The following is a 16969-nucleotide window of genomic DNA, read 5'->3' as shown; positions in this document are numbered from 1 at the left end:
GCAGTCCCCTTCTCGCCGCCTAGGGCTTGCGTCGGATCTTTCAAGGTCCGGCATCATCAACATCGGGCACAAACGCTGCCGTTGCAAGTCTCCTCGCCCAACGGCCCACATCCATCTCCCTTCGCGACCATGTCCGGGATCAGTCCACCGCCTCGATGTCGCTCAGCAGCGGATGCTGACACTCTCTTGCGTATTGATTGACCTGATGGCTTTTGGTTTCCGCGATGTCGCGGGTAAAGATGCCGCAGGTGGCCTTGCCCTGGGTGTGCACCGTCAGCATGACCTGCACCGCCGTCTCGCTGTCCATCTGGAAGAAGGTCTGCAACACCTCCACCACGAACTCCATGGGGGTGAAGTCATCGTTATGCAACACCACCTTGTACATCGGCGGGCGCGCCAGCTCCGGCTCGGCGCTCTGCACCGCCAGGTCGTCGTCGCCCTCCTCGCCGGGCTCGGGAGGACGGGTCATGCCTCCACGGATCGAAGCGTGCCACTCACGCCACGCTTCCCCTTCTGTCTTGAACATAAGAGCCACTATCCATCTCGACAAGCCGGCCGCCAGGGTAGGCCTCAACCGTGTTTGGACGCCACGGGGCCGACGGGGTTCACTCACCGGGGTTCAACGCAAAGGGCCCCCGCCCACCATGCGGCGGACGGGGGCCCCGGGCTCGACGCCGCGACTTACATGTTGTCGGCGACGGCCTGGCCGAACTCGGAGCACTTGAGAAGCTTGGCATCGTCCATCAGGCGATGGAAGTCATAGGTGACCTCGCCCTTGGAGATGGCCTTCTCCATGCCCTTGAGCACCAGGTCGGCGGCCTCGACCCAGCCCATGTGGCGCAGCATCATCTCGGCGGAGAGGATCAGCGAGCCCGGGTTGACCTTGTCCTGGCCGGCATACTTGGGTGCGGTGCCGTGGGTGGCCTCGAACATGGCCACGGCGTCGGAGAGGTTGGCGCCCGGCGCGATGCCGATACCGCCCACCTCGGCCGCCAGCGCGTCGGAGAGGTAGTCACCGTTGAGGTTCAGGGTGGCGATGACGTCGTACTCGGCCGGACGCAGCAGGATCTGCTGCAGCATGGCGTCGGCGATGACGTCCTTGATGACGATGTCCTTGCCGGTCTTGGGGTTCTTCATGGTCATCCAGGGGCCGCCGTCGAGCAGCTCGGCGCCGAACTCCTCCTTGGCGAGCTCGTAGCCCCAGTCCTTGAAGGACCCTTCGGTGAACTTCATGATGTTGCCCTTGTGCACCAGGGTCAGCGACTCACGGTCGTTGTCGATGGTGTACTGCAGGGCCTGGCGCACCAGACGCTTGGTGCCCTCGACGGAAACCGGCTTGACGCCGATGCCGCAGTTCTCGGGGAAGCGGATGTTGGTGACCCCCATCTCCTCGCGGAGGAACTTGATCACCTTGTCGGCTTCCGGGGTGCCGGCCTTCCACTCGATGCCGGCGTAGATGTCCTCGGAGTTCTCGCGGAAGATGACCATGTCCACGTCGGCCGGCTTCTTGACCGGGCTCGGCACGCCCTCGAACCAGCGCACCGGACGCTGGCAGACATAGAGGTCCAGCTTCTGGCGCAGGGCCACGTTCAGGGAACGGATGCCACCGCCCACGGGGGTGGTCAGCGGGCCCTTGATGGAGACGACGTAGTCCTTGACGGCTTCCAGGGTCTCTTCCGGCAGCCAGGTGTCGGCATCGTAGACCTGGGTAGCCTTCTCACCGGCGTAGACCTCCATCCAGTGAATCTTGCGCTCGCCGTTGTAGGCCTTCTGCACGGCGGAGTCGATGGCGATCTTCATGGCCGGCGTCACGTCGACGCCGATGCCGTCACCCTCGATGAACGGGATGACCGGCTCATTCGGCACGTTCAGGGTGTTGTCGGCGTTGACGGTGATCTTCTGGCCGCCCTCAGGGACGACGATTTTCTGGAACCCCATTGAGAACTCCCCTGTCTGGTCTGTTCAGTGGAGCGCGGAGTATAGCATTCACCCGATCGATCGGAGTAGGCTTGGAGGCAGATTTGTCGACAATCCATGGTAGCAAGACCTTGGTCGAATGAGCGCTCTCTATCTGCTGCACAAGCCCTATCGCATGCTCTCCCAGTTCACCGACCCCGGGGCCGGTGACGGCGAACGCCGCGCCACCCTGGCCGACGTGATCGACGTGCCCGGCATCTATGCCGCCGGCCGCCTCGACTACGACTCCGAGGGCCTGCTGCTGCTGTCCGACGACGGCGAGCTGATCCACCGCATCAGCGACCCCCGCCACAAGCAGCCCAAGACCTACCGGGTCCAGGTGGAAGGCCACCCCAGCGATGCCGCCCTGCAGGCGCTGCGCGACGGCGTACGGCTGAAGGATGGCCGCACCCGGCCGGCGAAGGTCCGACGCCTGGCGGCCGGAGGGCTCCCCGAGCGCGACCCGCCGCTGGAGGCGAAGCGCCACCCGGTCACCAGCTGGCTGGAGCTGACCATCAGCGAGGGGCGCAATCGCCAGGTGCGGCGCATGACCGCCCATGTCGGCCACCCCACCCTGCGCCTGGTGCGCGTGGCCATCGGCCCCTGGCGGCTCGACGGCCTGGCCCCCGGCGAGTGGCGCCGCGAGACCCTGCATGCACCCCGCGCCGGCAGGCCCCGTCCCGGCGGGACCACTCCGACACGCCACAGGGGAGGCCGCCGATGAGTCGCTGGCATCCCCATGTCACCGTGGCCTGCGTGGTGGAGCGCGCCGGCGCCTTCCTGATGGTCGAGGAGGATCATGGCGGCCCCCACACCCTCTTCAACCAGCCGGCGGGCCACCTCGAGCCCGGCGAACGCATCAAGGAGGCCGTCCTGCGGGAGGTGGGCGAGGAGACCGCCTGGCGGGTCGGGGTCACCGACTATCTCGGCATGTACGTCTTCGAGGCTCCCGACGGCAGCACCTTCCACAGCCATGGCTTCTTCGGCATGGCGCTGGCCCACCTCGGCAACGACCTGGACCCGGCCATCCACGCCGTGCACTGGCTGACCCTCGAAGAAGTCGAGGAGCTGGAACGCCAGGGGCGGCTGAGAAGCCCCCTGGTGCTGCGCCGCATCCGCGACGCCCTGGCCGGGAAGTTCTTTCCCATGGACGTGATCCACGAGCGCTAGCCGCGCCTCGCGCGGACCCGCATGATCGCGCCAACTCCGGGGTCAAGGTTTTTTCTTCCAGCTTCCAGGTGCGAAGCGCCGCTCTTACAGCTTCGAGCTTCACGCTCGATTCAGGTATAATCTCGCCCCATTTAGCATCCACCGATTCCGAGAGCGCCCATGACCGCCACCCCAGGCAAGGTGATCGTCGGCATGTCCGGCGGCGTCGACTCGTCCGTTTCCGCCCTGCTGCTGCTCGAGCAGGGCTACGACGTGGAAGGCCTGTTCATGAAGAACTGGGACGAGGACGACGGCACCGAGTACTGCACCGCCAAGGCCGACCTGGCCGACGCCGAGGCCGTCTGCGAGAAGCTCGGCATCCGGCTGCACACCGCCAACTTCGCCGCGGAGTACTGGGACAACGTCTTCGAGCACTTCCTGGCCGAGTACCAGGCGGGGCGCACGCCCAACCCGGATATCCTCTGCAACCGCGAGATCAAGTTCAAGGTGTTCCTCGAGTACGCCGAGATGCTCGGCGCCGAGAAGATCGCCACCGGCCACTATGTGCGCCAGGGGGTCAGGAATGGCCGTCCCCGGCTGCTCAAGGGCCTCGATGCCAACAAGGACCAGAGCTATTTCCTGCATGCCGTGCCCGAGGCCGCCATCGCCCGCACCCTCTTCCCGGTGGGCGAGCTGGAGAAGCCCGAGGTGCGCGCCATCGCCGAGCGCCACGACCTGGTGACCGCCAGGAAGAAGGATTCGACAGGCATCTGCTTCATCGGCGAGCGCCGCTTCCGCGACTTCCTGCAGCAGTACCTGCCGGCCCAGCCCGGCGTGATCGAGACCCCCGAGGGCGAGGTGATCGGCGAGCACATGGGGCTGATGTACTACACCCTGGGCCAGCGCCAGGGCCTGGGCATCGGCGGGCTCGCCAACCACCCCGAGGAGCCCTGGTACGTGGCCGCCAAGTACCTCGAGCGCAACGTGCTGGTCGCCGTGCAGGGCAAGCACCACCCGCTGCTCTACACCGACGCGCTGGCCACCGAGGCCATGGACTGGGTGGCCGGCGAGCCGCCCGCCACCGAGGGGCGCTTCACCGCCAAGACCCGCTACCGCCAGTCCGATGTGCCCTGCGCGATGCACACCCGGGACGATGGCGGCGTCGAGGTCCATTTCGACGCCCCGCAGCGCGCCGTGACCCCGGGCCAGTCCCTGGTGCTCTACGATGGCGAGATCTGCCTCGGCGGCGGGGTGATCCGTGACACCTGGAACGCCAAGGAGCGTGCCGAATGACCGCCTCGACCCCGATCCACCGCGCTCCCGACACCCCGGTGGCCAGGCAGGCCCTGGCCCTGGCCGGCGTCTTCCAGGCCGCCAGCCTGGTCGACGAGCTGGCCCGCACCGGCCAGGTCGACCCCCGCGCCTGGGAGACCCTGATCCGCGCCACCCTGGACACCAACCCCGACAGCTTCGAGGCGATCTACGGCGGTCACCCCAACAACCTGCGTCGCGGCCTCGAGGTCCTCGAGGCCGTGGTGGGCCGCAAGCAGGCCAATCCCGTGGTACTGCGCTACGGCTTCTCGCTGCTGCTGCTGATGAACAAGCTGCGCAGGAGCGATGCCATGATGAGCGACCTCGGCAGCCGCCTGACCCGCATCCAGGGCCAGGCCGAACACTTCGACGCGACCCACGAGAACGTCATCGCCAGCCTCGGCGAGGCCTACCAGGAGACGCTCTCGACCTTCAAGACCCGCATCGTGGTCCAGGGCGACCCGTCGCTGCTGCAGAGCCGCATGATGCCCGAGCGGGTCCGCGCCATCCTGCTCGCCGGCATCCGCTTCGCCCTGCTCTGGCACCAGCAGGGTGGCCGACGCTGGAAGCTGGTCTTCCAGCGCAGTGCCCTGAAGAAGGCCCTGGACCAGCTGGGCTGACCCCATTTCCCGAGCCCGTCCATCTCCACACCGCACCGGAAACCCGACCCATGCACCTGCCTCTCTCCGCCCTTACCGCCCTCTCCCCCGTCGACGGCCGCTACGCCGCCAAGGCCGAGACCCTGCGCGAGCACTTCAGCGAATTCGGCCTGATCCGCGCCCGGGTCATCGTCGAGATCCGCTGGCTCCAGCGCCTCGCCGAACTGCCAGGCATCACCGAGGTGCCGCCGCTCTCCGCCGAGGCCACCGCCTTCCTGGAGGCGATGATCCGCGACTTCTCGGTGGCGGATGCCGAACGCATCAAGGAGATCGAGCGCACCACCAACCACGACGTCAAGGCGGTGGAGTACTTCATCAAGGAGCGCATCGCCGAGTCCCCGGAGCTGCATGCGATCACCGAATTCGTGCACTTCGCCTGCACCAGCGAGGACATCAACAACCTCTCCCACGGCGTGATGCTGACCGACGGCCTGCGGAGCCTGCTGCCGGTGATGCACCGGGTGGCCGATGCCATCGCCACACTGGCCCACGAGCACGCCGCCCTGCCGATGCTCTCGCGGACCCACGGCCAGACGGCGAGCCCCACCACCCTGGGCAAGGAGATGGCCAACGTCGCCTATCGCCTGCGTCGCCAGCTCACGCTGATCGAGGGCGTCGAGATCCTCGGCAAGATCAACGGCGCGGTGGGCAACTACAATGCGCACCTGGCCACCTACCCGGAGGTGGACTGGGAGGCCAACGCCCGCACCTTCGTCGAGGGCCTGGGGCTGACCTTCAATCCCTACACCACCCAGATCGAGCCCCACGACTACATCGCCGAGCTGTTCGACGCCGTGTGTCGCTTCAACACCATCCTCATCGACTTCGATCGCGATGTCTGGGGCTATATCTCGCTGGGCTACTTCAAGCAGAAGACCGTCGAGGGCGAGATCGGCTCCTCGACCATGCCCCACAAGGTCAACCCCATCGACTTCGAGAACTCCGAGGGCAACCTGGGGCTGGCCAACGCCATCCTCGGCCACCTGGCCCAGAAGCTGCCGATCTCCCGCTGGCAGCGCGACCTCACCGACTCCACGGTGCTGCGCAACCTGGGCGTCGGCCTGGCCTACGGCCTGATCGCCTACGAGGCCTCGCTCAAGGGGATCGGCAAGCTCGAGGCCAACCCGGCGCGTATCGCCGAGGATCTGGACGCCAGCTGGGAGGTGCTCGCCGAGCCGATCCAGACGGTGATGCGCCGCTACGGCATCGAGAAGCCCTACGAGAAGCTCAAGGAGCTGACCCGCGGCAAGCGCATCGACCAGGCCGGCTTCGCCGCCTTCATCGATACGCTGGAACTGCCGGACGCGGTGAAGACCGAACTGAAGGCATTGAGCCCGGCGACCTACATCGGCAACGCCAGCGAGCAAGCTCGCAAGCTTTAAGCTGGAAGCTGGAAGCTGGAAGCTGGTGGCCATGGCATGCGGCGCCGGGGACAGGCCGAAGAGGAGGTCCGATTCCAGGAAAGGAATCGGTAGCGCCCAGGGATGGGTTCACAGCGCCTCCTCGAAGGCCTGTCGCCGGGAAAGCCGCGATTCTGAACACCCAAGCGGTTCAACATATCCCGGACACAGGTGGTCCTCATGTCCTCTGATTCGCCTCTCCCGATGCTCGGCGGCCTGAGCGCCGCCGAGTTCCTGCGCGACTACTGGCAGCAGAAGCCGCTGCTGATCCGCGGCGCCCTTGCCGACTTCGAATGCCCGCTGGACCCCGACGAGCTGGCCGGGCTCGCCTGCGAGGAGGGCATCGAGGCCCGCCTGGTGGAGGAGCACGGTGCCGACGGCCCCTGGCAGGTCCGCCACGGTCCCTTCGACGAGGGCACCTTCGCCCGGCTGCCCGAGCGGGACTGGACCCTGCTCGTGCAGGCCGTGGACCACTACGTGCCCGAGGTGGCCGAGCTGCTCGAGGCCTTCACCTTCCTGCCCCGCTGGCGCCTCGACGACATCATGATCAGCTACGCCCCGCCGGGCGGCAGCGTCGGCCCCCATGTCGACCAGTACGATGTCTTCCTGCTGCAGGGCAGTGGCCAGCGCCGCTGGCAGCTGGGCGGGCGGGTCGGCGACGACGCCCCGATCCTCGACGGCATCGACCTGCGCATCCTCGAGCGCTTCGCGGTGGAGGATGGCGACGACTGGGTGCTGGAACCCGGCGACCTGCTCTATCTGCCCCCCGGCTGGGCCCACCACGGCGTCAGCCAGTCCGACGACTGCCTGACCCTCTCGGTGGGCTTTCGCGCCCCCTCCGCCGACGAGGCGATCACCTCGTTTGCCGACTACCTGGGCGAGCAGCTGCCCGCTTCGAGGCGCTACTCCGACGCTGGCATGGCCCCGCCGATGGATCCGGCCGAGCTCGACGACGCCGCGGTCGCACGGATGCGTGCCCTGATCCTCGAGACCCTCGACGACCCGGCCCAGCTGGCCCAGTGGTTCGGCCGGGTGATGACCCAGCCCAAGTACGTCGACCAGCTCGTGGCCAGCGAAACGCCCACCGAGCCCGACGCGCTTGTTGCTGCACTACAGGAAGGCGAGGCACTGCAGCGCAGCCCCGGTTCGCGCTTCGCCTGGCGAGCCCTGGACGACGAGCACGCCACGCTGTTCGCCGACGGCGACGGCGTCGCCTGCGCCCTGCCGCTGGCCCGGCACCTGGCCTCCGACGCCCCGCTGGACGCCGAGACGCTGGCCCTGCCCGGTGCCGCCGAGCTGCTGGCCGCCCTGCTGGATGCCGGCAGCCTGGCCTGGGCGGACGAGTTCGAGGAGTGACGGCCTGCCACCGCATCAGCCCCGAGCATGCAGAGAGGTGAGAGATGGCGAAAACCGAGCTGGAGATCCACGAGGGTGACTGGGAGGCGCTCGGCGAGGCTGCCGGTGAGATACGCCGGGTGGTCTTTATCGAGGAGCAGCGCGTGCCCCTCGAGGAGGAGTGGGACGGCCGCGACGGTGACTGCCGCCACTTCCTGGCCCTGCTCGACGGCGCGCCGGTGGGTACCGCACGGCTGCTGCCCGACGCCCATATCGGCCGGGTCGCCGTGCTGGCCGAGGCCCGCGGCCAAGGCATCGGCGCGGCCCTGATGGCGGCCGCCATCGAGGCCGCCCGCCGCGACGGCCACGCCACCGTGGAGCTCGCCGCCCAGACCCACGCCCTGGCCTTCTACGCACGACTCGGCTTCACGGCCTTCGGTGACGCCTTCATGGACGCCGGAATTCCGCATCGCAACATGTCCCTGCCACTGACCGACGACTGACCCCACCCGCCCGACCTCAAACGAAAAATGACTACAGGATCAAGGTATCCCGACGCCGTCTTGTAGTCGGGTTACAACGCCTCCTCCCCCAAAGAGACCATTGTTGAAGCCCGCAGCCATGGGCCATAGTGCTTGCCAAGGCGATCAACAAAAACGACTGTTTGGTGATTCCCGAAAGGGGGACTCATACAATCGTTTCAAATCCGCCAGGGTTCGACCAAGGCAGCAGAGACAAGCTTCCAGCGATGGACGAACCTGAGCTTACTTCGCAGGTGCAGCATAGACGGCCACCGGCAAGCAATCGAACAGACCCGAGGGAGGATGGTTCCATGTCATACAAAGACGATATCAAGGCACTGACTCAACTGCGCGAGGCCATGCAGGGCAAGTGGGCCGACATCAGCCCCGAGAACGTCGCCCGCATGCGTGCCCAGAACCGCTTCAAGACCGGCCTGGACATCGCCAGGTACACCGCCAGGATCATGCGCGACGACATGGCCGCCTATGACGCCGACACGGCCCAGTACACCCAGTCGCTGGGCTGCTGGCACGGTTTCATCGGCCAGCAGAAGATGATCTCCATCAAGAAGCACTTCGGCAGCACCCGGCGCCGCTACCTCTACCTCTCCGGCTGGATGGTCGCCGCCCTGCGCTCCGAGTTCGGCCCGCTGCCCGACCAGTCCATGCACGAGAAGACCACCGTGCCGGGCCTGATCGAGGAGCTCTACACCTTCCTGCGCCAGGCCGACGCCTGGGAGCTCAACCACCTGTTCCGCGACCTGGAAGAGGCCAACAAGGCCGGTGACAGCGCCCGCGCCGAGGAGCTGATCACGAAGATCGACAACCACGAGACCCACGTGGTGCCGATCATCGCCGACATCGACGCCGGTTTCGGCAACGCCGAGGCCACCTACCTGCTGGCCAAGAAGATGATCGAGGCCGGTGCCTGCTGCATCCAGATCGAGAACCAGGTCTCCGACGAGAAGCAGTGCGGCCACCAGGCCGGCAAGGTCACCGTGCCCCACGAGGACTTCCTGGCCAAGATCAACGCCGTGCGCTACGCCTTCCTGGAGCTGGGCGTCGACGATGGCGTCATCGTCGCCCGCACCGACTCCCTGGGCGCCGGCCTGACCCAGAAGATCGCCGTGACCAACGAGCCGGGCGACCTGGGCGACCAGTACAACAGCTTCCTCGACGGCGAGGAGATCACCTCCGCCTCCGACATCGACAACGGCGACGTGGTCATCAAGCAGGAAGGCAAGCTGGTCAAGGTCAAGCGCCTGGCCTCCGGCCTCTACGAGTTCAAGCCGGGCACCGGCGAGGACCGCGTGGTGCTCGACTGCATCACCAGCCTGCAGAACGGTGCGGACCTGCTGTGGATCGAGACCGAGAAGCCCCATATCGGCCAGATCAAGGGCATGGTGGATCGCATTCGCGAGGTCTGCCCGGACGCCAAGCTGGTCTACAACAACTCGCCCTCCTTCAACTGGACCCTCAACTTCCGCCAGCAGGTGTTCGACGCCTGGGAGGTCGAAGGCAAGGACGTCTCCGCCTACGACCGCGCCAAGCTGATGAGCCCGGAGTACGACGACAGCGAACTGGCGGCCGTGGCCGACGAGTGGACCCGCAACTTCCAGCGCGACGCCTCCCGCGAGGCCGGCATCTTCCACCACCTGATCACTCTGCCGACCTACCACACGGCGGCGCTGTCCACCGACAACCTGGCCAAGGGCTACTTCGGCGACGAGGGCATGCTGGCCTACGTGGCGGGCGTGCAGCGCCGCGAGATCCGCGAGGGCATCGCCACCGTGAAGCACCAGGACATGGCCGGCTCCAACATCGGTGACGACCACAAGGAGTTCTTCCACGGCGAGGCGGCCCTCAAGGCCGGCGGCAAGGACAACACCATGAACCAGTTCGGCTGAGCGACGCATGGTGTCTCGGTAGAATGACTGGAACCCTTGGGGAGGCTGACGCCTCCCCTTTTTTGTGCGTTCCGGATTTCACATTGTTTGCCCATCTCACACGCTACACTGGTGGGCACTCATACTCGGGTGACTGGTCAAACAGGTCACGGTTCGGTAGATTGGCAAACGGTGTTCTGTAACAGTTGCGATTCCCGACAGGATGTCGACGGGCTGTCCCGACGAGCGCCCAGCATGAATCCCCCAGGAGGTCACACATGAAACGTCTTCTTCCCATTCTGGCCATGAGCGCCCTGACCCTGGCCGGCTGTGCCAACACCGCCCCCTATGGCGGCGATGTCTATCGCGGCAGCCAGGCAGGTACCGGCCAGACGGTCACCTTCGGCACCATCACCGCCCTGCGCCAGGTGCAGATCCAGGCCGACAGCCGCGCCGGCGGCATCATCGGCACCGGCGGCGGCGCCGTCATCGGCGGCCTGCTGGGTCGCCAGGTGGGTGGCGGCTCCGGTCGTGACCTGGCCACCGCGGCCGGTGTCATCGGTGGTGCTGTGGCCGGCAGCAACATCGAGGAGTCCGCCAACCGCGTGGCCGCCTGGGAGATGGAGATCCGCCGCGACGACGGCCAGAACATCGTCGTGGTACAGAAGGCCGACCGTCAGTTCCAGACCGGCCAGCGCGTGCGCCTGATCGGCAGCGGGGCCAACCTGACCGTCGCCCCCTACTGAACGAGCCCCTCGAGAACCAGGGTGCCTTGCCCATGCAGAGGGCCCGCGGAGTGATCCGCGGGCCCTCTGTCTGGTTCGATGGTCGGGGTGCCGGGCACCGGTCGGCTACATGTCGACCTTGTTCATGGCCCAGCCGGCGAGTTTCCTGCCGACCAGCACCAGCAGTGCGATGACGATCACGGTCAGCAGCATGTCCACCGGACGAACCAGGGTCGTGGCACCCAGCACCGCCAGGGCCAGGCTCCATACCAGACGGTTGTCGCCATGGGTCTTCATCACCGCCGGCAGCACCTTGTCGAGACCGGGGCTGACGCTGGTGTCCCAGCGGTGGTAGCAAAGGAACAGGATCGCGACGAAGGCGATCAGCCAGATCAGGAAAATGGTCATCGGCGTTCTCCGGAAGAGGGTGAGTGCAGTGGGCAATAAGGGTGTGTCGCAAGGGTATCCCTGCCCGCGGAGGCACGCAACTGTCCAAAAGTCAGCCGGGCCGCAAGGCGTGAATGTGTCTCAGGATCGACGCATGCATCCTGAAATTCACCCATCCCCCTGACAGCCCCCCGACCGGCGCGTTACCATGGCTTCTACATGCACTCACCGAAAGGTTCATCAATGCAGATTGCGCAGAATTCCGTTGTCGCGTTCCACTACACCCTGACAAACGACGCAGGTGAAGTGCTGGACAGCTCGGAAGGCCGCGAGCCGCTGACCTACCTCCACGGCGCCGGCAACATCATTCCGGGCCTCGAGAAGGAGCTTGAAGGCCGCGCCGCCGGCGACAAGCTCACCGCCACCGTGGAGCCCGCCGAAGGCTATGGCGAGCAGCAGCCGCAACTGGTGCAGGAAGTGCCGTACGATGCCTTCCAGGGCGTCGACAACGTCGAGCCCGGCATGCAGTTCCAGGCCCAGACCCAGGGTGGTCCGCTGATGGTCACCGTGACCAAGGTGGAAGGCGACACCGTCACCGTCGACGGCAATCACCCGCTGGCCGGCCAGACCCTGAACTTCGACGTCGAGATTGCCGAGGTACGCGAGGCCAGCCAGGAAGAGATCGAGCACGGTCATGTGCATGGCGCCGGTGGCGTCGAGCACTGAACGCGGCCAACGGTCGATCGGGAAAGGGGCAGCCGGTGGCTGCCCCTTTTTCGTTTCACCGGGACGGCGACCGCTCGAAGGCACGCAGGGTATGGTAGCCGCCCCACAGGCGGGTGGCGGCGGTGACCAGGCAGGCCAGGGCGAAGAGCACCGCGAGCAGCGGGAATTGTGCCGGCCAGAGGCAGAATGCCACGAAGGCCAGGATCGTTTCGGTCCCCTCGGTCAGCCCGTGCAGGTAGTAGAAGGCCTTCTGCTGGAAACGCGGCCGCGTGAGACCATGGCGGGTGGCCATGATGGCAAAGGCCAGGAAGGAGGTGCCGGTGCCGATGAAGGCGAACAGCAGGAAGACCGCCGCCAGCGCATTGGCGCCGGGAGCGGCCAGGGCGAAGCCGAGCACCACGGCCGCGTAGAAGACGAAGTCCAGTCCGATGTCGAGGAAGCCTCCGGCATCGCTGGCCCGGCCCGCCAGCCTGGCCAGGGCACCATCGATGCCATCGCCCAGCCGATTGACCAGGATGGCCACCAGTGCCGGCAGGTACCACTCCAGCGCCAGCAGCGGCAGGGCCAGCATGCCCACCAGGAAGGCCGCCACCGTCACCTGGTCGGGGCGAATCCCCCCGGCATGCAATCGCCTGGCCAGCCAGGTCAGCGACGGCTGGGTCAACGGCATGGTCCAGCGATCAAGCATTCTGGCGCCTCGTCGATCCTGCCGACTCACGGCGCTTCCCCTCCCGCCGCCAGTTGAAATAGCGCGCCAGCCACCCCAGCAGCCGTTCCGGCTTGTGGGCATTCTTCCAGACGCCCGCCGCGGCCTTCACCGCCTCGCTGCGGGTCGGGTAGGCATGGATGGTCCCGAGGAGCTTGTTCAGCCCGATGCCGCGGGTCATGGCCAGGGTGAACTCGGCGAGCATCTCGCCTGCCCCGTGACCGACGATCGTGGCGCCGAGGATCCGGTCCTTGCCGGGCGGCGTGAGGACCTTGACGAAGCCGTCGGTCTCGCCTTCGGCAATGGCCCGGTCCAGCTCGGCGAGATCGAAGCGCGTCACCTCGACCTCCACGCCCCTCTCCCGGGCCTCGCGCTCGTTGAGTCCCACCCGGGCCACCTCGGGGTCGGTGAAGGTCACCGCCGGGAGGGCACGATAGCTGACCCGGAAGCGCTTGAGCTCGCCGAACAGGGCATTGACGGTGGCATGCCAGGCCTGGTGCGCGCTGGCATGGGTGAGCTGGAAGGGGCCGGCCACGTCGCCGCAGGCCCAGACGTTGGGCAACACGCTCTGCAGTGTCTCGTCCACGGCCAGGGTGCCGTCGTGGCGCGTCGCCACGCCCAGCGCCTCGAGCCCCATGCCCTCGACATTGGCCTGGCGCCCCACGGCCACCAGCAGGTGCGTGAAGGGCAGCCGCTCCGTGACGGCCTCCCCGGCGGCATCGCGGTGCTCTACCTCCAGAGCATGGTCTCCCTGCCCGGTGGCCACCACACCCAGGGCCCGAGTGGCGAGATGCAGCTCGACCCCTTCCGCCCGGAAACGGGCCTCCACCTCGGCCGCCACCTCGCGGTCCTCCCGGGGCAGCAGTTGCCCGCCCATCTCGACCAGAGCCACCCGGCTTCCCAGGCGGGCGAAGCTCTGGCCAAGCTCGCAACCGATGGGGCCACCGCCCAGCACCACCAGGCGCCCGGGGAGTGACTCGAGCTGCCAGAGATTGTCCGAGGTCAGCACCTCGATCCCGTCGAGCCCGGGCAGGTCGGGCATCCGCGGCCGCGCCCCGCTGGCGATGATCACGTGGCGGGTGGTCAGCAGCCGCTCGCCGACACGTACCCGCCAGGGGTCCTCGAGGCAGGCGTCACCGGCGATGACCTCGACGCCGAGCCCCTCGTAGCGCTCGCGGCTGTCGTGGGGTTCGACATCGCGGATCGCCCGGTGGACATGGCCCATCACGGCGGGAAAGTCCACCCGGGGCTCGCCGGCCGTGACACCGTAGCGAGAGGCCCCGCGGATCTCGCTGACCAGACGCGCAGCACGAATCAGGGCCTTGGAGGGTACGCAGCCGGTATTGAGGCAGTCGCCGCCCAGGCGGTCACGCTCCACCAGCGCCACCTTCGCCCTCACCGCCGCGGCGATGTAGCTCGCCACCAGGCCCGCGGAGCCCCCGCCGATCACCACGATATCGTGGTCGAAACGGGTGGGCCGATGATGCCGCCTGGCCAGGCGCCGCCGCTTGGCCACTGCCACCAGGCCACGCGCCAGCCAGGGGAAGAGCCCGATCAGGACGAAGGAGCCGATCAGCCCCGGGGACAGGATGCCCGAGAGCGACGTGAGGTTGCCGAGCTCGCGGCCCGCGTTCACGAACACCGCCGTCCCGGGCAGCATGCCGACCTGGCTGACCCAGTAGAAGGTCCCCAGGCGCATCCGCGTGAGCCCCACCACCAGGTTGATCACGAAGAAGGGGAAGAGCGGAATCAACCGCAGCGTGAACAGGTAGAAGGCCCCCTCGCGCTCGATGCCGGCATTGATGCGCTCGAACTGGGGGGCGAAGCGTCGCTCCAGCGGGGCCCGGGCCAGGGTGCGGGCGACGAGCGCTGCCAGGGTGGCCCCCAGGGCACTCGCGAAGGAGATGATCAGCAGGCCCCAGCCGAAGCCGAACAGGGCGCCGCCGAGTACCGTGAGCAGCGTTGCCCCGGGCAGCGAGACGGCGGCCATGACCACGTAGATCAGGAAGAAGCCCCCGGCGACCGTCCACGGCTCCGCGGCCAGCCAGTCCCTGAAGCGGGACTGCTCGGCCTGCAGGTTCTGCAGGGTCAGGGCCTCGTCGGCCCCGCTTAGGAAGTAGGCCGCGACGATCATGGCGATCACGGCCGCGAGTATCAGGCGACGTGGTGTCAAGGGAAGGCTCCTGGTGGTGGCCACAGCCGGGTGGCGAACGAGTGCGCCCTTGTGTCGTCGCCGGCCGAGACTCCTTACAGCCTGGGCAGGATTAAACAGGTGTTGTACGGAACCCCAGCCATGCGACAACCTCCAATCTATCACCCCTGCATGATGGAGCCACCCCCGATGCCCACGCCTGCTGCCCTGCCCATCCGCTGGTTCGCCCTGCTCGCCCTTCCACTCGGGCTTCCCGGCCATCTGGTCGCCGATGAACACATCGCCAGCGCCGTGTTCGCCGGCGGCTGCTTCTGGTGCGTCGAGGAGGCCTTCGACCCGGTCGACGGGGTGATCGCCACCACCTCGGGCTTCAGCGGCGGCCATGTCGAGAATCCCAGCTACAACCAGGTGGTGGCCGGAGGAACCGGTCACGCCGAAGTGGTGAAGGTGGAGTACGATCCCGAGGTGGTCGACTATCGGTCGCTGCTGCACGTCTTCTGGCGCAACATCGACCCCTTCGCCGTGAATCGCCAGTTCTGCGATGCCGGCGAACCCTACCGCAGCGCGATCTTTCCCATGAACGACGCGGAACGCGAGCTGGCCGAAGCCGGCCGGGAGGCCTTGGCCGAACGCTTCGGCCGCGAGATCGCCACCGAGATCAATGACTTCGAGGCCTTCTACCCGGCCGAGGAGTACCACCAGGGCTACTATCGCAAGAACCCGGTACGCTACAACTTCTACAAGTCGGCCTGTCGCCGCGAGGAGCGGCTCAAGGAGGTCTGGGGCGACGAGGCCGGCGGCCTAGCCGGCGACCTGGCGACAGCCCGCTGAACGCTCGCGCTGCCACAGCCAGGCGGCGATGCCCAGGGTGCCCCCCAGCACCAGCCAGGAGCCGAGTGCGACCCCGGGCCAGGCGGCCAGCTGCCAGAAGGGCTCGAGCCAGAAGCCCCCGAGGCTGGCACCGCTGTAGTAGAACACCAGGTAGAGTGCCGAGGCGCTGCCCCGGGCCCGCTCGGCGTGGCGCCCCACCCAGCTCGAGGCCATGGAGTGGGCCAGGAAGAAGCCGAAGGCATTGATGGTAAGGCCGACGATGATCAGCGACAGCGCCCCGGCCAGGGTCACCAGGGTGCCGGCCATCAGGATCAGGATGCCGATCATCATGCAGGCCGGCTGCGACAGCGAACGGGCCAGCCGACCGGAGAGCATCGAACCGAAGGTGCCACCCAGGTAGGTGAGGAAGATCAGTCCCAGCAGGCTCGCCCCCAGCCCGAAGGGGGCATCGGCCAGGCGAAAGGTGATGTAGCTGTACTGGTTGATGAAGATGAGGAAGTTGAGACCGCCGAGCAGGTAGGCCGACAGCAGCAGCGGGTTGCGCAGGTGGCCGGCCAGGTCGGCCAGGGCACCCCGCAGCTCGAAGCGCCGCGGGCTGAAGGCCCGGGCGGGCGGCAGCAGCTTCCAGAACAGGACCACGCCTACCAGCGTCATGGCGCCCACCACCAGGAAGCTGGCCGGGGCTCCCCCCACCTCGGCCACGGCCCCGCCGATGACCCTGCCGCTGATGCCGCCCAGGGTGTTGCCGCTGATGTAGATTCCCACCGCCGAGAGCAGCGCCGGACGCTCGAACTCGTCACCCATCCAGGCGATGGCCACCGCGGGCAGCCCGCCCAGCACGAACCCCTGCACGGCCCTCAGCAGCAGCAGGCTCTCGAAGTTCGGCGCCAGCGCCAGGGCCAGCGAGAGCGCGCCCGCCGCCAGCAGCGTCAGTCGCATGATGCCGGCGCGGCCGATGGCATCCGACAACGGGCCGAAGACCAGCAACGAGACCGCCAGCGACAGCGTCGCCACCGACATCACCAGTCCCGCCGCCAGGGTGGATACCCCATGGTCGGCGCGCAGCTCCGGCAGCAGCGGCTGGGGCGCATAGAGATTGATGAAGACGAGGAAGGACCCCAGACACAGGGCCAGGGTGGCGCGCCACCAGGCGCGGGAATGCACTTCGATCATGTTGCCCTCCAGCTTGGCAAGGCATGATCCCCCGCGCACAATGATAAGCCAA

At 67.3% G+C, this 16969-nt stretch carries 17 protein-coding genes; 11 read left to right on the top strand and 6 right to left on the bottom strand.

Annotated elements, in window-relative coordinates:
- Positions 1-139 precede the first annotated feature (139 nt).
- Both clpS and icd read right to left on the bottom strand, forming a co-directional pair.
- On the bottom strand, positions 140-469 hold the full coding sequence (gene clpS, locus ACOMD9_RS13760; RefSeq protein ID WP_421415867.1) for an ATP-dependent Clp protease adapter ClpS: 330 nt from the start codon (positions 467-469) through the stop codon (positions 140-142).
- Positions 470-681: 212 nt separating this feature from the next.
- Positions 682-1938, bottom strand: a complete 1257-nt coding sequence (gene icd / locus ACOMD9_RS13755; protein ID WP_421415865.1) for an NADP-dependent isocitrate dehydrogenase — start codon at positions 1936-1938, stop codon at positions 682-684.
- A 118-nt stretch (positions 1939-2056) separates the two neighbouring features.
- On the opposite strand from icd, the gene ACOMD9_RS13750 reads away from it, so the two are divergent.
- From ACOMD9_RS13750 to ACOMD9_RS13710, 9 genes are all read left to right on the top strand, one after another.
- Positions 2057-2680, top strand: a complete 624-nt coding sequence (locus tag ACOMD9_RS13750; protein ID WP_421415864.1) for a pseudouridine synthase — start codon at positions 2057-2059, stop codon at positions 2678-2680.
- Positions 2677-3126, top strand: coding sequence for an NUDIX domain-containing protein (locus ACOMD9_RS13745; protein ID WP_421415861.1), 450 nt, complete (start codon positions 2677-2679; stop codon positions 3124-3126). Before ACOMD9_RS13750 ends, ACOMD9_RS13745 begins: the two co-directional genes overlap by 4 nt.
- A gap of 159 nt (positions 3127-3285) precedes the next feature.
- Entirely contained in the window at positions 3286-4398 is a 1113-nt protein-coding gene (gene mnmA, locus ACOMD9_RS13740) for a tRNA 2-thiouridine(34) synthase MnmA (protein WP_421415858.1), read from the top strand.
- Positions 4395-5036 (top strand): high frequency lysogenization protein HflD, encoded by a 642-nt coding sequence (hflD, locus tag ACOMD9_RS13735; protein ID WP_421415856.1) that lies wholly within the window; start codon positions 4395-4397, stop codon positions 5034-5036. The genes mnmA and hflD overlap by 4 nt, the downstream gene beginning before the upstream one ends.
- 56 nt (positions 5037-5092) lie before the next feature.
- Positions 5093-6457 carry an adenylosuccinate lyase gene (gene purB, locus ACOMD9_RS13730; RefSeq protein ID WP_421416002.1) on the top strand — a complete coding sequence of 455 codons (1365 nt, stop codon included), beginning with the start codon at positions 5093-5095 and terminating at the stop codon, positions 6455-6457.
- Positions 6458-6655: 198 nt separating this feature from the next.
- Positions 6656-7831 (top strand): JmjC domain-containing protein, encoded by a 1176-nt coding sequence (locus ACOMD9_RS13725; RefSeq protein WP_421415853.1) that lies wholly within the window; start codon positions 6656-6658, stop codon positions 7829-7831.
- A gap of 44 nt (positions 7832-7875) precedes the next feature.
- Positions 7876-8313, top strand: coding sequence for a GNAT family N-acetyltransferase (locus tag ACOMD9_RS13720; protein WP_421415851.1), 438 nt, complete (start codon positions 7876-7878; stop codon positions 8311-8313).
- 329 nt (positions 8314-8642) lie between these two features.
- Entirely contained in the window at positions 8643-10238 is a 1596-nt protein-coding gene (locus ACOMD9_RS13715; RefSeq protein WP_421415848.1) for an isocitrate lyase, read from the top strand.
- Positions 10239-10495: 257 nt separating this feature from the next.
- On the top strand, positions 10496-10963 hold the full coding sequence (locus ACOMD9_RS13710; RefSeq protein WP_421415845.1) for an outer membrane lipoprotein: 468 nt from the start codon (positions 10496-10498) through the stop codon (positions 10961-10963).
- A gap of 105 nt (positions 10964-11068) precedes the next feature.
- On the opposite strand, the gene ACOMD9_RS13705 is transcribed toward ACOMD9_RS13710, so the two are convergent.
- Positions 11069-11350: a hypothetical protein gene (locus ACOMD9_RS13705; RefSeq protein ID WP_421415844.1), complete on the bottom strand. Its 282-nt coding sequence runs from the start codon at positions 11348-11350 to the stop codon at positions 11069-11071.
- 222 nt (positions 11351-11572) lie between these two features.
- On the opposite strand from ACOMD9_RS13705, the gene ACOMD9_RS13700 reads away from it, so the two are divergent.
- Positions 11573-12055 carry an FKBP-type peptidyl-prolyl cis-trans isomerase gene (locus ACOMD9_RS13700; RefSeq protein WP_421415842.1) on the top strand — a complete coding sequence of 161 codons (483 nt, stop codon included), beginning with the start codon at positions 11573-11575 and terminating at the stop codon, positions 12053-12055.
- Positions 12056-12110: 55 nt separating this feature from the next.
- On the opposite strand, the gene ACOMD9_RS13695 is transcribed toward ACOMD9_RS13700, so the two are convergent.
- Together ACOMD9_RS13695 and ACOMD9_RS13690 are read right to left on the bottom strand one after the other, a co-directional pair.
- Positions 12111-12743: a CDP-alcohol phosphatidyltransferase family protein gene (locus ACOMD9_RS13695; protein ID WP_421415840.1), complete on the bottom strand. Its 633-nt coding sequence runs from the start codon at positions 12741-12743 to the stop codon at positions 12111-12113.
- Positions 12736-14934 (bottom strand): FAD-dependent oxidoreductase, encoded by a 2199-nt coding sequence (locus ACOMD9_RS13690; RefSeq protein WP_421415837.1) that lies wholly within the window; start codon positions 14932-14934, stop codon positions 12736-12738. The genes ACOMD9_RS13695 and ACOMD9_RS13690 overlap by 8 nt, the downstream gene beginning before the upstream one ends.
- A gap of 168 nt (positions 14935-15102) precedes the next feature.
- Between ACOMD9_RS13690 and msrA the strand changes: the two genes are divergently transcribed.
- Positions 15103-15744, top strand: coding sequence for a peptide-methionine (S)-S-oxide reductase MsrA (gene msrA, locus ACOMD9_RS13685; protein WP_421415834.1), 642 nt, complete (start codon positions 15103-15105; stop codon positions 15742-15744).
- Here the strand turns inward: msrA and ACOMD9_RS13680 are convergent.
- Positions 15715-16917 carry an MFS transporter gene (locus ACOMD9_RS13680; protein ID WP_421415831.1) on the bottom strand — a complete coding sequence of 401 codons (1203 nt, stop codon included), beginning with the start codon at positions 16915-16917 and terminating at the stop codon, positions 15715-15717. The genes msrA and ACOMD9_RS13680 overlap by 30 nt on opposite strands.
- Positions 16918-16969 lie beyond the last annotated feature (52 nt).

It is taken from the genome of Halomonas terrestris, from assembly GCF_049166755.1.
Classification (GTDB): Bacteria; Pseudomonadota; Gammaproteobacteria; order Pseudomonadales; family Halomonadaceae; genus Halomonas.
The sequence above is the reverse complement of the archived record's forward strand: the minus strand, read 5'-3'. Positions and strand labels throughout refer to the sequence as shown.

What these genes read in the sequence shown, in the direction of transcription:
- clpS (WP_421415867.1), bottom strand. Translation starts at nt 469, where the DNA reads ATGACCCGTCCTCCCGAGCCCGGCGAGGAGGGCGACGACGACCTGGCG.
- icd (WP_421415865.1), bottom strand. Translation starts at nt 1,938, where the DNA reads ATGGGGTTCCAGAAAATCGTCGTCCCTGAGGGCGGCCAGAAGATCACC.
- ACOMD9_RS13750 (WP_421415864.1), top strand. Translation starts at nt 2,057, where the DNA reads ATGAGCGCTCTCTATCTGCTGCACAAGCCCTATCGCATGCTCTCCCAG.
- ACOMD9_RS13745 (WP_421415861.1), top strand. Translation starts at nt 2,677, where the DNA reads ATGAGTCGCTGGCATCCCCATGTCACCGTGGCCTGCGTGGTGGAGCGC.
- mnmA (WP_421415858.1), top strand. Translation starts at nt 3,286, where the DNA reads ATGACCGCCACCCCAGGCAAGGTGATCGTCGGCATGTCCGGCGGCGTC.
- hflD (WP_421415856.1), top strand. Translation starts at nt 4,395, where the DNA reads ATGACCGCCTCGACCCCGATCCACCGCGCTCCCGACACCCCGGTGGCC.
- ACOMD9_RS13725 (WP_421415853.1), top strand. Translation starts at nt 6,656, where the DNA reads ATGTCCTCTGATTCGCCTCTCCCGATGCTCGGCGGCCTGAGCGCCGCC.
- ACOMD9_RS13720 (WP_421415851.1), top strand. Translation starts at nt 7,876, where the DNA reads ATGGCGAAAACCGAGCTGGAGATCCACGAGGGTGACTGGGAGGCGCTC.
- ACOMD9_RS13715 (WP_421415848.1), top strand. Translation starts at nt 8,643, where the DNA reads ATGTCATACAAAGACGATATCAAGGCACTGACTCAACTGCGCGAGGCC.
- ACOMD9_RS13710 (WP_421415845.1), top strand. Translation starts at nt 10,496, where the DNA reads ATGAAACGTCTTCTTCCCATTCTGGCCATGAGCGCCCTGACCCTGGCC.
- ACOMD9_RS13705 (WP_421415844.1), bottom strand. Translation starts at nt 11,350, where the DNA reads ATGACCATTTTCCTGATCTGGCTGATCGCCTTCGTCGCGATCCTGTTC.
- ACOMD9_RS13700 (WP_421415842.1), top strand. Translation starts at nt 11,573, where the DNA reads ATGCAGATTGCGCAGAATTCCGTTGTCGCGTTCCACTACACCCTGACA.
- ACOMD9_RS13695 (WP_421415840.1), bottom strand. Translation starts at nt 12,743, where the DNA reads ATGCTTGATCGCTGGACCATGCCGTTGACCCAGCCGTCGCTGACCTGG.
- msrA (WP_421415834.1), top strand. Translation starts at nt 15,103, where the DNA reads ATGCCCACGCCTGCTGCCCTGCCCATCCGCTGGTTCGCCCTGCTCGCC.
- ACOMD9_RS13680 (WP_421415831.1), bottom strand. Translation starts at nt 16,917, where the DNA reads ATGATCGAAGTGCATTCCCGCGCCTGGTGGCGCGCCACCCTGGCCCTG.